The organism is Nocardia canadensis, assembly GCF_032656385.1.
GTDB classification, from domain to species: Bacteria; Actinomycetota; Actinomycetes; order Mycobacteriales; family Mycobacteriaceae; genus Nocardia; species Nocardia canadensis.
In genome coordinates, this window is sequence record NZ_JAVCWB010000002.1 from 889,496 (window position 1) to 902,897 (window position 13,402).

The 13,402-nt window shown below is 71.9% G+C and carries 10 protein-coding genes; 7 read left to right on the top strand and 3 right to left on the bottom strand.

The genetic code is table 11. The features are described 5' to 3' along the window. Positions 1-26 precede the first annotated feature (26 nt). Positions 27-668: a response regulator gene (locus tag Q7X29_RS07265; RefSeq protein WP_374104838.1), complete on the top strand. Its 642-nt coding sequence runs from the start codon at positions 27-29 to the stop codon at positions 666-668. On the opposite strand, the gene Q7X29_RS07270 is transcribed toward Q7X29_RS07265, so the two are convergent. After that, on the bottom strand, positions 669-1,799 hold the full coding sequence (locus tag Q7X29_RS07270) for a serine/threonine-protein kinase (RefSeq protein WP_218717327.1): 1,131 nt from the start codon (positions 1,797-1,799) through the stop codon (positions 669-671). It abuts the gene before it with no gap. A 211-nt stretch (positions 1,800-2,010) separates the two neighbouring features. Between Q7X29_RS07270 and Q7X29_RS07275 the strand changes: the two genes are divergently transcribed. The 3 genes from Q7X29_RS07275 to Q7X29_RS07285 all read left to right on the top strand — a co-directional run bounded on the left by Q7X29_RS07275 (position 2,011) and on the right by Q7X29_RS07285 (position 5,627). Continuing rightward, positions 2,011-2,760 (top strand): hypothetical protein, encoded by a 750-nt coding sequence (locus tag Q7X29_RS07275; RefSeq protein ID WP_218717328.1) that lies wholly within the window; start codon positions 2,011-2,013, stop codon positions 2,758-2,760. A gap of 271 nt (positions 2,761-3,031) precedes the next feature. Continuing rightward, complete coding sequence (locus Q7X29_RS07280) at positions 3,032-4,603, top strand: DNA polymerase Y family protein (RefSeq protein WP_316573600.1); 1,572 nt, start codon at positions 3,032-3,034, stop codon at positions 4,601-4,603. Between the two features lie 100 nt (positions 4,604-4,703). Then, positions 4,704-5,627, top strand: coding sequence for a sucrase ferredoxin (locus tag Q7X29_RS07285; protein WP_218717330.1), 924 nt, complete (start codon positions 4,704-4,706; stop codon positions 5,625-5,627). On the opposite strand, the gene Q7X29_RS07290 is transcribed toward Q7X29_RS07285, so the two are convergent. Both Q7X29_RS07290 and Q7X29_RS07295 read right to left on the bottom strand, forming a co-directional pair. Further along, positions 5,607-6,827, bottom strand: coding sequence for a cytochrome P450 family protein (locus Q7X29_RS07290; protein WP_316573601.1), 1,221 nt, complete (start codon positions 6,825-6,827; stop codon positions 5,607-5,609). The genes Q7X29_RS07285 and Q7X29_RS07290 overlap by 21 nt on opposite strands. A gap of 82 nt (positions 6,828-6,909) precedes the next feature. Next, complete coding sequence (locus Q7X29_RS07295) at positions 6,910-7,881, bottom strand: SDR family NAD(P)-dependent oxidoreductase (protein WP_316573602.1); 972 nt, start codon at positions 7,879-7,881, stop codon at positions 6,910-6,912. A gap of 132 nt (positions 7,882-8,013) precedes the next feature. On the opposite strand from Q7X29_RS07295, the gene Q7X29_RS07300 reads away from it, so the two are divergent. The 3 genes from Q7X29_RS07300 to Q7X29_RS07310 all read left to right on the top strand — a co-directional run bounded on the left by Q7X29_RS07300 (position 8,014) and on the right by Q7X29_RS07310 (position 13,221). Next, on the top strand, positions 8,014-8,469 hold the full coding sequence (locus Q7X29_RS07300; RefSeq protein WP_218717333.1) for a hypothetical protein: 456 nt from the start codon (positions 8,014-8,016) through the stop codon (positions 8,467-8,469). Between the two features lie 66 nt (positions 8,470-8,535). Next, entirely contained in the window at positions 8,536-12,144 is a 3,609-nt protein-coding gene (locus tag Q7X29_RS07305; RefSeq protein ID WP_316573603.1) for an error-prone DNA polymerase, read from the top strand. A gap of 78 nt (positions 12,145-12,222) precedes the next feature. Beyond that, positions 12,223-13,221 carry a M48 family metalloprotease gene (locus Q7X29_RS07310; RefSeq protein WP_218717335.1) on the top strand — a complete coding sequence of 333 codons (999 nt, stop codon included), beginning with the start codon at positions 12,223-12,225 and terminating at the stop codon, positions 13,219-13,221. The last annotated feature ends 181 nt before the right edge of the window (positions 13,222-13,402 follow it).

Sequence of the window (13,402 nt, forward strand, 5' to 3'; positions counted from 1 at the left end):
GCCGGTGGGATGAGAGTGAGCTGTCAGTGAGTGTTCGGGTGTTCCTGGTCGACGATCACGCGGTGTTCCGGTCCGGCGTGCGCGCCGAACTGAGCCGCGAGACCGACATGGAGGTCGTCGGCGAGGCGGGCGCGGTGGCCGAGGCGGTCGCGGGGATCGACGCGGCCAAACCGGATGTGGTGCTGCTGGACGTGCACATGCCCGACGGTGGCGGTGTCGCGGTGCTGACCGGGATCGCCGACGGCCCGGTGTGCCTGGCGCTGAGCGTGTCCGATGCCGCCGAGGACGTGATCGCGGTGATCAGGGCGGGCGCGCGCGGGTATGTCACCAAGACGATCTCCGGCGCCGAACTGGCCGACGGCATCCGCCGCGTCGCCGGGGGTGACGCCGTGTTCAGTCCGCGGCTGGCCGGTTTCGTCCTCGACTCGTTCACGGGCCGATCGCCGGTGCCCGAGCCGCCGCTCGATCCCGAGCTGGACTCGCTCACTCCGCGCGAGCTCGAGGTCCTGCGCCTGCTGGCCCGTGGCTACACCTACCGCGAGATCGCCGAGACCCTGTTCATCTCGGTGAAGACGGTGGAAACCCACGCCTCCAACGTGCTGCGCAAGACCCAGCAGTCCAATCGCAACGCGCTGACCCGATGGGCCCATCGCCGCCGGATCGAGTGATCACATCACCGCGATGATGATCGCGATCAGGATGACCAGGCCGATCAGCACGCCGGCGCCGATGGCCAGCGGCGCCCCGTTGGGCAGGTTGTCGACGAAGCTGCCGCTGCGCTGGGCCGGTGCCTGGGCGGCGGCCAGCGGGGCGCGCTGCGGGCGCGGCAGCGGGGCGGAATGCGGGCTGCGCAGGCCGCTGGCGGAGTTGCGGGCGGCCCAGGACGGGATGGTGCCGTCCTCGGTGCGCAGCGGCACGCCGAGGATGTAGGCGGCGGTGCCGGGGCCGAAGGCGGCGGTGAGGATCTCGTCGCGCGCCTGGGCCATCGTCGGGCGGCGCTGCGGGGCCGGTTCGAGCATGTGCAGCAGCGGCTGGGTCAGGATGCCGCTGCGGCTGGGCGGGATGATCCGGCCCATCGCGGCCCGGGTGACGACATCGTTCTCGTCGTCGTCGAAACCGAACGGCGGCTGGCCCTCCAGCGCGGTGTAGAGCGTGGCGCCGAGGGAGAACACGTCGCTGGCCTCGGTGGGCTGGGCGCCGCGGGCGACCTCGGGCGGCAGGTAGGCGGGGGTGCCGGTGATGGTGCCTTCCGGGTCGTCGCCGTGGGTGTCGCCCGCGCCGCGCGAGATGCCGAAGTCGCTGAGCTTGGCCTTGCCGAGATCGGGACCGCGATCGGCGACGAGGATGTTGCCCGGCTTGATGTCGCGGTGCACGATGCCTGCGGCGTGCGCGGCGGCGAGCGCGTCGGCCACCTGCGCGCCGATCTGGGCGACCTCGACCGCGGGCAGCGTGTCGAACAGCGTGAGCGCCTTGGCCACGCTGCGCGAGGGTAAGTACTCCATGACGAGCCAGGGTTCGCCCGCCTCGATCACCACGTCGTAGACGGCGATCGCGTGCTCGTGCGACAGCTTGGCCGCCACCCGGCCCTCGTGCACGATGCTGCTGCGGATGCGCTCGGCCTCGGCCTCGCTCAATCCGGCCGTGGAGAGCACCTGCTTGATCGCGACCTCACGGTTCAGCAACCGGTCCGTCGCGAGCCAGACCGCGCCCATGCCACCGCCGCCCAATTTCGACTGCAGGCGGTAGCGACCCGCGACGAGGTAGTCGGGGCCGATATGGGGACGAGCACGTTCGGTCACGGGTGCGAGGGTAGTCGAATATGCCGATGACTGGCCGGTATCACGACGCGCGGGTATAAGGGGGCCCGCTGTGGACACGGGGCGGGGGTGGGTGTCACCCTGGTCGCGATCGAACGTATATTCGAATACGATCGATAGCTGAAACGGTGCTGCCGTTCCGGTGCTGGGCGGTTCTCCGCTCGCGGGTCCATCGTGGAAGTAGGTGGTGTTGATGGGTTCGGATGCGTTGTCGCCCGAGGTGGCGGCCCGGGCGCGCACGCTCGACGAACTGCGCAGGCGGATGGCCGCGGTACCGGGCCGGGGCGAGTCCGCCACCGGGCACATCCCCCGTGAACAGCCATTACGCCGCGATCTGTTGCCGGTGCCCGCGCCGCTCGCCGAACTGTTGCCCGAGGGTGGCCTGCCCAAGGGTGCCGTGGTCGCCTATACCGGCGCGCACTCGTTGCTGTCCGGTCTGCTCGCCGCGGTGACCGGAGCCGGTGGCCACGCCGCGGTGGTCGGCCTGCCCCGGCTGGGTTTGCTGGCCGCCGCCGAGATGGGCGCGCAGCTGTCCCGGCTGGCCGTGATCCCCGATCCCGGCCCCGATCCGGGCGAGGTGGCCGCCGTCCTGCTCGACGGCCTCGATCTGGTCGTCCTCGGGCTCGACGGCGTCGCCGTCCCACCCGCCCGCTGCCGGGTCCTCGCCGCCCGCGCCCGCAACCGCGGCGCCACCCTGGTCGTCGCGGGCGGTACCTGGACCAATCCGTCGCTGCGCCTGGACACCCGCGTCACCGGCTATCGCGGTCTCGGCCCGGGCCGCGGCCGCCTGCGTTCGGTCTGCCTGGACGTGCGCGTCAGCGCCAAGGCGGGCCCACCCCGGCACGGCCGGATAGACCTGTGCGCCAAGGCCGGTCGCACCGAATGGCTCGCCCGCGAAGCGGAGACCCGCGCGGCGGCCGACCTGCGGGAGGCCGTGTCGTGACCGGCCGGCGGCGGCCATCCGGTCAGGCGCCGATCGCCTGCCCGACGGCCCCGCCGAGCCCGGGCCGCCGCACGGCGGCTCGACCGATCACGGTGTGCCCCGAGCCTGCGACGACAGTGGCGACGGCGCCGAGGCTGTCATCGGCCTCGACCGGTGGTTCCGCGCCGGAGCCGCATCCCGGCGGTCGGCCGGGGCGGTTCCCCCGCCGGTGGCGAACGCTGACCAGCGGTGGACATCCGGCCGCCGACGGTCGTCGCGTCGGGGACAGCCGATGACGCGGGCCGAGCGCGTGCTGGCGTTGCTGTGTCCGGACTGGCCCGCGGTGGCGGCGGCCGCGGCGGCGGGGGTGCCCGCGGATCGTCCGGTGGCGGTGCTGCACGGGAACCGGGTGGTGTCGGCGTCGGCGATCGCCAGGGCCGAGGGTGTGCGCGAGGGCGTGACCCGCAGGGAGGCGCAGTCGCGCTGCCCCGATCTGGTGGTCGCCCAGGCCGATCCGGACCGGGACGCCCGGCTGTTCGAACCGATCGCCTGCGCGGTCGACGCGACGGTGCCCGGTGTCGAAGTGCTGCGCCCTGGCCTGCTGGTGCTCGGCGCGCGGGGCGCCACCAGGTTTTTCGGTTCCGAGGAAGCGGCGGCGGTCCAGCTGATCGACGCCGTGGCGGTGGCGGGCGCCGAGGCCCAGATCGGCATCGCCGACGCCCTGTCGACCGCGGTGCTCGCGGCCCGCCGCGCCGCGTTCGTCCCGGTCGGCGGCGGCGCCCGCTATCTGGCGCCGCTCCCGGTGGCCGAGCTGGCGGCCGAATCCGCGCTGGCCCCGCCGGAACGCGCCGATCTGGTCGACCTGTTGCACCGCTTGGGATTACGCCGGGTCGGCGACTTCGCCCGGCTCACCCCCGCCGACGTCGCCTCCCGCTTCGGCGCCGACGCGGTGCTGGCCCACCGCCTCGCCCGCGCCCTGCCGGAGCGGGCGCCCTCCGCGCGCAGGCCACCGCCGGAGCTGAGCGTCGACCTCGACTGCGATCCGCCGATCGACCGGGTCGACGCCGCCGCTTTCGCCGGCCGCACCCTCGCGACCCGGTTGCACACCGCCCTCACCGCCGCGGGTGTCGCCTGCACCCGGCTGGCCGTCACCGCGCGCACCGAGGCGGGGGAGGAACTCTCGCGGATCTGGCGCTGCGCGCGCCCGCTCACCCCGCTCGACACCGCCGACCGCATCCGCTGGCAGCTCGACGGCTGGCTCACCCATCGCGATCGCCCGACCGCGCCGATCGTCGCGCTGCGCCTGGAACCGGTCGAGGTGGTCGCGGCGGGTGCGCTGCAACTCGGCCTGTGGGGCGGGGAGGGCGAGGAGACCGAACGGGCCCGCCGCGCGCTGGTCCGGGTGCAGGGCCTGCTCGGCGGCGAAGCGGTGCGCGTCGGCGTGCTCAGCGGCGGGCGCGGTCCCGCCGAGCGGATCACCATGATCGCCCTCGGCGACGAGCTCACCCCGGCCGCCGACCCGTCTCAGCCCTGGCCCGGCCGGCTCCCCGAGCCCGCGCCGACACTGCTGCTCCTGCACCGGCCCATCGTGCACCTGACCGCCGCCGACGGCACCGCCGTCGAGGTCACCGACCGCGGCCTGTTCACCGCCGACCCGGCCCGCCTGCACTGGGGTCGCAGGCAGTGGGCACTGCTCGGCTGGGCGGGCCCGTGGCCGGTGGACGAGCGCTGGTGGGCCGCCGCCGAGCAGGCGGGTCCGGCCGCCCGCGCCCAGGTCCAGCTCGACGCCGAACCCACCGAGATCAGGGCCGTGCTGCTCGTCTACGACGCCGCCGCCTGGCACGCCGAGGGCGTCTACGAATGACCGAACACAGGGTGCCCTTACCGCTGGCTCCGGCGCCGGTTCTACAGTGAAACGACGCCTGTTCCGGATCGGCCGGACATCGGTCGTGGAAGGAGCCGTCATGAACCCGTTCGAGAGCATGTCGTGCTCGGTGGCCGCGACGGAGCTGTCCCTGCTCGGCACCGCGGCACATGTCACCGGCTGGCTGTGCATCGAGCATCCCGGTGCCTGGGGCCACGACGTGATCGGCGACGAGGTGCTCGGCCCGGAGATCACCGCCGAACTGGCCGCCCGCACCACCGCCGCGAAGGTCCGCCCGACCCTCATCCGCCGTCCCGGCCGCAACGAGTTCACCGGCACCCGCACCGTGCTGCTGGTCAGCTCGCGCCCCGAGGGTTCCTGGTGCGAGCGGTTCGAGATCACCGACCTGCGTCAGCTCCTCGACATCGACCTGCATCTGGTCGACGGCCCACCGCCGGGAATCGGTGCGCGCGTGGACGAGCCGCTGGTCCTGGTGTGCGCGCACGGCAAACGCGACCAGTGCTGCGCCCGGCTCGGCCGCCCGATCGCCGCCACCCTGGGCGCCGCCCATCCCGACCGCGTCTGGGAGGCCTCGCACACCGGCGGCCACCGCTTCGCCCCCGCCGTCGTCCTGCTCCCGTCCGGTCTCACCTACGGCCGCGTCGACGCCGACGCCGCCGAGGCCATGCTCGCCGCCGCCGACACCGGCGCCGTCTCGCTCACCGGCCTGCGCGGCCGCAGCTGCTACGACCCGATCGGCCAGCTCGCCGAAGTCGCTGTCCGCGAGCGGTTCCCGGCCCTGCCCGCCGACGCCTTGGTCGTCGAGCCCGATTCGAGCCACACCGCCGACCCGACCCTGGCCGGCGCCGCCGTCGTCACCCATCGCGACGGCCGCCGCTGGCGCGTCACCGCCCGCACGGTCCCCGCTCCGCCCCGCAAGGCCAGCTGTGGCGGCGCGCCGAAACCGGCCACCTACCTGGAAACCGCCGCGGTGGAGGAACTGTCAGTGCAGGCGCACCGGTAGTTCGGTCAGTCCGCGGATGAGGGTGCTCGTCTGATACCGCGGATCGTGGGCGTCGGGGGCGAGCGTCAGGGCGGGGAAACGGGAAAGCAGCGCGGTGAAGGCGATCTCGGCCTCCAGCCGGGCCAGCGGCGCGCCGACACAGAAATGGATGCCGTGGCCGAAGGCGAGGTGGCCGTTCGCCGCGCCGTCGACCCGGAGATCATCGGGGTCGGGGAACCGGTGCGGGTCACGGTTGGCCGCGACGAGCGCGACGTGGACGAACTCGCCCGCGGGAATCTCGATGTCGCCCACCGTGATCGGCTCGGCCGTGACGCGCTCGGTGGACATGTTCACCGGGCCGTCGAAGCGCAGGAACTCCTCGACCGCCGCGGGCACGCCGGCGGGATCGTCGAGCAGCGCCCGCCACTGTTCGGACGCGCGCAGGAGCGCGAGGGTGCCGTTGCCGATCAGATTGACCGTGGTCTCGTGTCCGGCGACGAGCAGCAGGAACGCCATCGCCACCAGCTCCTGGTCGGTGAGGCGGTCGCCGTCGTCGTCGGCGAGCACCAGCCGCGAGAGCAGATCGTCGGCGGGCCGCTCCTGCTTGGCGCGCACCAAGTCCGACAGGTAGGTGTGCATCTCGATCGCGGCGGTGGCGCCGTCCTGGGTGAGCCGGTGCACGCCGACGAGCAGTCGGGTCCAGGCCTGGAAACGGTCGCGGTCCGCGAACGGTACGCCCAGCAGCTCGCAGATCACCGCCACCGGAAGCGGAGTGGCGAAGGCGGCCATCAGGTCTACCTCGTCCTCGGCGGCGAATCCGTCGAGCAGCGCGTCGGTGATCTCCTGGATGCGCGGTCGCAGCACCGCCACCTGCCGGGTGGTGAAGGCCTTGTTCACCAGTTTGCGCAGCCGGGTGTGCCCCGGCTCGTCGGTGTTGAGCATGTGATCGGACAGCACCAGCGCCCGGTTGTCGACCAGCGTCCCCGTCCGGCTCGCCATGGTCGCCGCGAGTTCCGCGATGCCCTTGTGCAGCCGCGAATCCGCCAGCAGGGCCCGGCCCACCGCGTAGTCGAGGACCACCCACCGGACGATGTTGTCCGGAAACCGCACCCGATGCACGATCCCGCGCTCCCGCCATCGGCGATAGTAGGAGTGCGGATCGTCGTAGAAATCGTTACCGATGGTCTCGACCGTCGCAGGGCCCGAGTGATTCGCCGCCATGGCTCCAGGCTACGCCGACCGCGTCGCCACGAACTCGGGAAATCGGGCGAATTCTGCTGCTACACAGTAGCTTTCGCGCGACTCACCAATGGGTGCCCGGCACCCAGCGCGCGGCGCGTCGCAGGGCGCTGCCGGTGGCCTTGCGCGCCGCCGACTTCGGTTTCGGCTCCGTTCGCAGCGCCGTCGGTTCGACGGCCGGTTCGGCGGGGTCGACCGATTCGCCCTTGGCGGCGGGGGAGTCCGGCAGGGCGCGGTAGTAGCGGTGCAGGATGCGGTCGCGCAGCTTGGGGGTGAGCAGCGCGCCGTACTCGGCGAAGGTGCCGAGCGGGACGTCGATGCGCTTGGGGCGCTCGGTGAGGGCGCGGACGATGGTGGCGGCGGCCCACTCCGGTGATTCGGAGGGGCCCTGGTCGCCACTCGGCGCGATCATCGGGGTGCGCACCAGCGGCATGTGGATGGTGGTGAAAGTGACGCCGTCGGCCAGGGTTTCGACGGCGGCGACCTCGGTGAACTTGTCCAGCGCCGCCTTGCTGGCGAGGTAGGCGGAGAAGCGCGGGGTGGCGACCTGCACGCCGGCGCTGGAGATGTTGACGATGTGACCGAAGCCGCGTTCGCGCATCTGCGGCAGCAGCGCCAGCGTCATCCGCAGCGCGCCGAAGTAGTTGACCGCCATGGTGCGCTCGAAGTCGTGCAGGCGATCGGTGGACCGGTGGATCGCGCGGCGGATGGACCGGCCCGCGTTGTTCACCAGCATGTCGACGTGGCCGTGCTGGTCGAGGATCGCCTCGACGGTCGACTCGACGGACTCGGCGTCGGTGACGTCGCACTGATAGCCGTGGGCCCGGCCGCCCGCGTCGACGATCTCGGCGACCACGGCGCCCAGTTCGTCGCCGCGGCGGGCGAGGAGGAAGACCACGGCGCCCTTGTCGGCGACCGCCAGCGCGGCGGCGCGCCCGATCCCGGACGACGCGCCCGTGATCACGACATGACTGCCGGTCAGATCGTGCCGCCGCCGACCGCGACGGCCCTGTGTACCGGGAGAAACCTGTGACATCACTGCTCCTTTGCAGCTCGTTCCCTCGAACTTACTCCAAAGTAAGTTCCGGGACCAGGCCCGGCGAAAAACTCGAAAATATGTTCGAACTCCTCTCGCCAACATTCGAACGTATGTGCGATACTGGGCCACATGGCGGACGATCGGATGGCGGATATCTATGCCGCGGTGCGGCTCGGCGGTGGCGACCCGGAGGCGGCGCGCGCGGCGCTGACCAGGCTCTGGGACGAGGTAGGGGAAGGCGGCGACCCGTTGCATCGCTGCGTGATCGCGCATCACCTGGCGGATGTGCAGGAGTTGCCGGAGGGCGCGCTGCTCTGGGATCAGCGGGCGCTGGCCGCGGTGTTCGGGCCGGGCGTCCCGCTGGACGAGGGACTGCGCGGATTCTTGCCCTCGCTGTATCTGAATCTGGCCGACAGTCACCGTCGCGTCGGTGATTTCGACATGGCGCGGATGCAGCTGACCATCGCGCGCGGGCACCTGGACGTGCTCGCCAACGATGCCTACGGCGCGGTGATCCGGTCGGGTCTGGGGCATGTGGAGGCCGCGCTGGAGTCGCAATCGATGGAGCGTTTGCCCGCGAGTTGAGGGGTCGGGCAACCGCGATCGAGTGGGAGGTGCGGGTGATGCGGGGGCCGTGAGAGGAGTGGGCGCGTGGGCTGGAGCAACGGTCCGCCGACCTGGTCGGAACTGGAACGGGTGCTGTCGGGCAGGCCGTCCCGCCGTCCCGCCGAGGAGATGCATCCCGGCGACGGCGGTGACAGCCCGGCCTGGTCGCGCAAACGCGGTGCGTACGAGGCGAACTCGATCGCCAGGCCCACCGTGTCGACGGTGCCCTTCGCCGAGCTGCACGCTCACTCCGCCTACAGCTTCCTCGACGGCGCGAGTCAGCCGGAGGAACTGGTGGAGGAGGCGGTGCGCCTGGGGCTCGAGGCGCTCGCGCTCACCGATCACAACGGGTTCTACGGGACCGTCCGGTTCGCCGAGGCGGCCAGAGAATGGGGAATGCCAACGGTTTTCGGTGCCGAACTGTCACTGGGAACCGATGCGGAGGCGGCGCCTGGCCGAGGGGATGCGGTCAGGCGCCGTTCTGTTCCCCGGGGCGGGCTGCGGCCGATCGGTGATCCCCGGGGTGCGGTCGGCGGCCACGCCGACGCCCCGGACGCGCTGCCGCGCACGGGGACTCCCGACCCGAACGGGCCGCACCTGCTGGTGCTGGCGCGCGGGCAGGAAGGGTATCGCCTGCTGTCGCGGCAGATGTCGGCGGCGCACATGGCGGCCGGGGAGAAAGGCGTCCTGCGCTACGACCTCGACACGCTCACCGCCGCCGCTGCGGGTCACTGGCACATTCTGACCGGGTGCCGGAAGGGGCATCTGCGCCTGGCCATGGAACAGGACCTGCGCGCGGGCGACACCCGGCTGCCGAAAGCCGAAGCGGCGCTGCGTGAGCTGATCGAACGCTTCGGCGCCGACCGGGTGAGCGTCGAACTCACCCACCACGGCATCGCCACCGACGACGAGCGCAACGAGTACCTGGTCGCGCTCGCCGACCGCCTCGGACTGCCGGTCCTGGCGTCCACCGGCGCGCACTTCGCCTCGCCCGCCCAGCGTCGCCGGGCCATGGCACTGGCCGCGATCCGGTCCAGGAGCAGCCTGGACGCGATGGCGGGCTGGCTCCCGTCCACCGGCGGCGCGCATCTGCGCTCCGGCGCGGAGATGGCCGCGCTGTTCGCCGAGTACCCGCACGCGGTGGCCAACGCGGCGGAACTGGCGCGCGAGTGCGCCTTCGACCTGCGCCTGATCGCCCCGAAACTGCCGCCGTTCGAGGTCCCCGCCGGGCACGACGAGGATTCGTGGCTGCGCGAGCTGAGCTATCGCGGCGCGGCCGAGCGCTATGGTCCGCCGGAGCGGAATCCGAAGGCGTACGCGCAGATCGAGCACGAGCTCGCGGTGATCAAGAAGATGACCTTCCCCGGGTACTTCCTGGTGGTGCACGACATCGTCGACTTCTGCAAGCGCAGCGACATCCTGTGCCAGGGCCGGGGCTCGGCCGCCAACTCCGCGGTCTGCTACGCCATCGGCATCACCAATGTCGACCCGGTGCGCAACGAGCTGCTGTTCGAACGCTTCCTGTCCACCGAACGCGACGGCCCGCCCGACATCGACGTCGACATCGAGTCCGATCGGCGCGAGGAGGCCATCCAGCACGTCTACGCCAAGTACGGCCGCGACTACGCCGCCCAGGTGGCCAACGTCATCACCTATCGCGGCAAGTCCTCGGTGCGCGATGCCGCACGGGCGCTGGGCTTCTCGCCGGGGCAGCAGGACGCCTGGAGCAAACAGGTGAGCCGCTGGTCGGGGGTGTCGGCGGAGCAGGGCACCGATATCCCGGCACCGGTGCTCGAGCTCGCCGGCGAGCTCGACGGCCTGCCCCGGCATCTGGGCATCCACTCCGGCGGCATGGTGATCTGCGATCGGCCGATCGCCGACGTGTGCCCGGTGGAGTGGGCGCGGATGGCGGGGCGCAGCGTCTTGCAGTGGGACAAGGACGACTGCGCCGCCGTCGGCCTGGTGAAGTTCGACCTGCTCGGCCTCGGCATGCTCTCGGCGCTGCACTACATGATCGACCTGGTGCGTGAGCACAAGGGCGAGGAGGTCGAACTGCACGCGCTCGATCTCGCCGAACCCGCCGTCTACGAGATGTTGCAGCGCGCCGACTCGATCGGGGTGTTCCAGGTGGAGTCGCGCGCGCAGATGGCGACGCTGCCCCGGCTGAAGCCGCGCACCTTCTACGACCTGGTGGTGGAGGTGGCGCTGATCCGGCCCGGTCCCATCCAGGGCGGGTCGGTGCACCCGTACATCCGCAGGCGCAACAAGCTGGAGAAGGTCGTCTACGACCATCCGGCGCTGGAGAATTCGCTCGAACGCACGCTGGGCGTCCCGCTGTTCCAGGAGCAGCTGATGCAGATGGCGGTCGACGTCGCCGGGTTCACCCCCGCCGAAGCCGACCAGCTGCGCCGCGCGATGGGCTCCAAGCGCTCACCGGAGAAGATGGAACGGCTCAAGGACCGTCTCTACCAGGGCATGCGCGACCTGCACGGCATCACCGGCGCCGTCGCCGACCGGATCTACGAGAAGCTCTACGCCTTCGCCAATTTCGGCTTCCCGGAGAGTCATTCGCAGAGCTTCGCCTCGATCGTGTTCTATTCGTCCTGGTTCAAGCTGCATCATCCGGCCGCGTTCTGCGCCGGACTGCTGCGTGCCCAGCCGATGGGCTTCTACTCCCCGCAGTCGCTGGTCGCCGACGCCCGCCGCCATGGTGTGCTGGTGCACGGGCCCGACATCAACGCCAGCCTGGCCGAGGCCACCCTGGAGAACGTGGGCACCGAGATCCGGCTCGGCCTGTCCGGCGTCCGCCACATCGGCACCGATCTCGCCGAGCGGATCGTCGCCGAGCGCACCGAGGCGGGCCCGTTCACGTCGATGCTCGACCTCACCGGACGCGTGGAACTGACTGTCGCCCAGGCGGAGTCACTGGCCACCGCGGGGGCGCTGGACCGCCTGGTCGATGCGGTGCCCTGGTCCGGCGAGCAGCGACTTCGCGGTGCCGCGACCGGGACGAGTCGAGCCGCCGCGCGCGCGGTCGACGATGTCACGCCGGTGGATCGAGCGGGTGCGACGGTGCGCGTACCGGCGGAGTCGGCCGATCGGGCGGACGAACGCCCGGTCACCGGGCGCGGCAGCAGCGTGCGCCGGGCCGCGCTGTGGGCCGCGGGTGCCGCGGCGGGCGAGCGTCCGCACCTGCTGCCCGGTACCGGACCGGCGACCGTCGCCCCGTCCCTGCCCGGCATGAGCGCACTCGAACTCGCCGCCGCCGACGTCTGGGCCAGCGGCATCTCGCCCGGCAGCTATCCCACCGAATTCCTGCGCGCGCACCTGAACTCGCTCGGTGTCGTCCCGGCCGCCGACCTGCTGCTCGTCGAAGACGGCACCCGCATCCTGGTCGCGGGCGCGGTCACCCACCGGCAGCGTCCAGCCACCGCGGCGGGCGTCACCTTCCTCAACCTGGAAGATGAGACCGGCATGGTCAATGTCATCTGCTCGGTGGGTCTGTGGGCCCGCTACCGCCGGCTGGCCCAGAACGCGACCGCACTGCTGATCCGCGGCCGCGTCCAGAACGCCGAGGGCGCGGCCAGTGTCCTGGCCGACCACCTCGAACACCTCGACCTCACCATCGCCGCCCGCTCCCGCGACTTCCGTTGAACCACTGCCGAATCGATGCCGGACATCCGGGAATCGCTGCGGTATCAAGGAAGTGGAGCATCGAATCGTGGGGGCCGCATGTCGCACTCCGAACTGAACGCACTGTCGGTGACCTACCGGCAGGGCTACCACTGGGCCGTGGTGGATCTGCTGGCGTCGCTGCCATCGATCGTGCTGAGCGGTTGGCTGCTGGTGGGAATCGCGGCGCTGTCGGCGAACTGGGTCGCGGTGCTGGTCGCCGTGCTGTGGGTGGCGTCGGGCCCGGTGATGCTGGGCTGGCGCCGGCTCCTGCTGGGGGCGATGGCGCTGTCGTCGGAACGGGACCTGCCGGACGAACACGACCGGGTGAACCGCGCGTGGGCGCGGGTCGCCGAGGCCGCCGGTGTGCCCGCCGCCACGACCACGGTGTGGGTCATGCGTTCCGAGGCCGTCAACGGAGCCGTCAACGCCAGCGGCTATGTCAGTGTCACCCGCGCTGCCGTCGAGGCTTTCACCGAGCGGCAGCTCGAAGCGCTGATCGCCCACGAACTCGGGCATCGCCTGCAGGGCACCGCCACTTGGCGGTCGGTGATCCGGTGGTATCGGTGGCCATTCGAGTGGCTGGTACGCGCTGTTTTCGCGCCGGCGGACCGGTTGATGGTTCCGTTGCACCCGCGCCTGTTGCGATTCTCGAACCGCGTGATCGCCGCCCTGCGCTATTCCGCTCTCGGTGTGGCCGCCGCGACCACGCTGCTCGCGGCCCCGGCCGTCCTGGCCTACGGCACCGCCGCCTGCCTGCTCTTCGCGGCACTCGCACTGCTGCTCGGCCCCTGGGGTTCCGCACTCGCCCTGGCTCTGGCCGCTCTCCAGCCGCTGATCCGGCCCCGGCTGTCGCAGCGCCTCGAATTCCTGGCCGACCGCGTTGTCGTCGACCTCGGCTACCTCGACGACTTCCGCCACGTCCTGCGACTCGTGTACGACCGTTCGACGTTTCCCGGCTCCGCCTACCTCACCGAGGTCCCCACCCTGCTCGCCACCCACCCCCGCCTCGACGACCGCCTCGCCGAACTCGACCGCTACGCCCACCGAACTCACTGACCTGCGACTGCGGTGATCTCGCCGAGCTGGACCAGCTCGTGCACCGCGATCTCGCCGCGGCCCAGCTCATCCGGGCCGAGTACGAGGGCCTTCGGCTCGACCTCGCCGACGCGTTCCGCGTCCTGCCCGCCGACGTGTAGATCCGCGGGTGGGCCCGCTCGGGCCACTCGCGCATTACGCT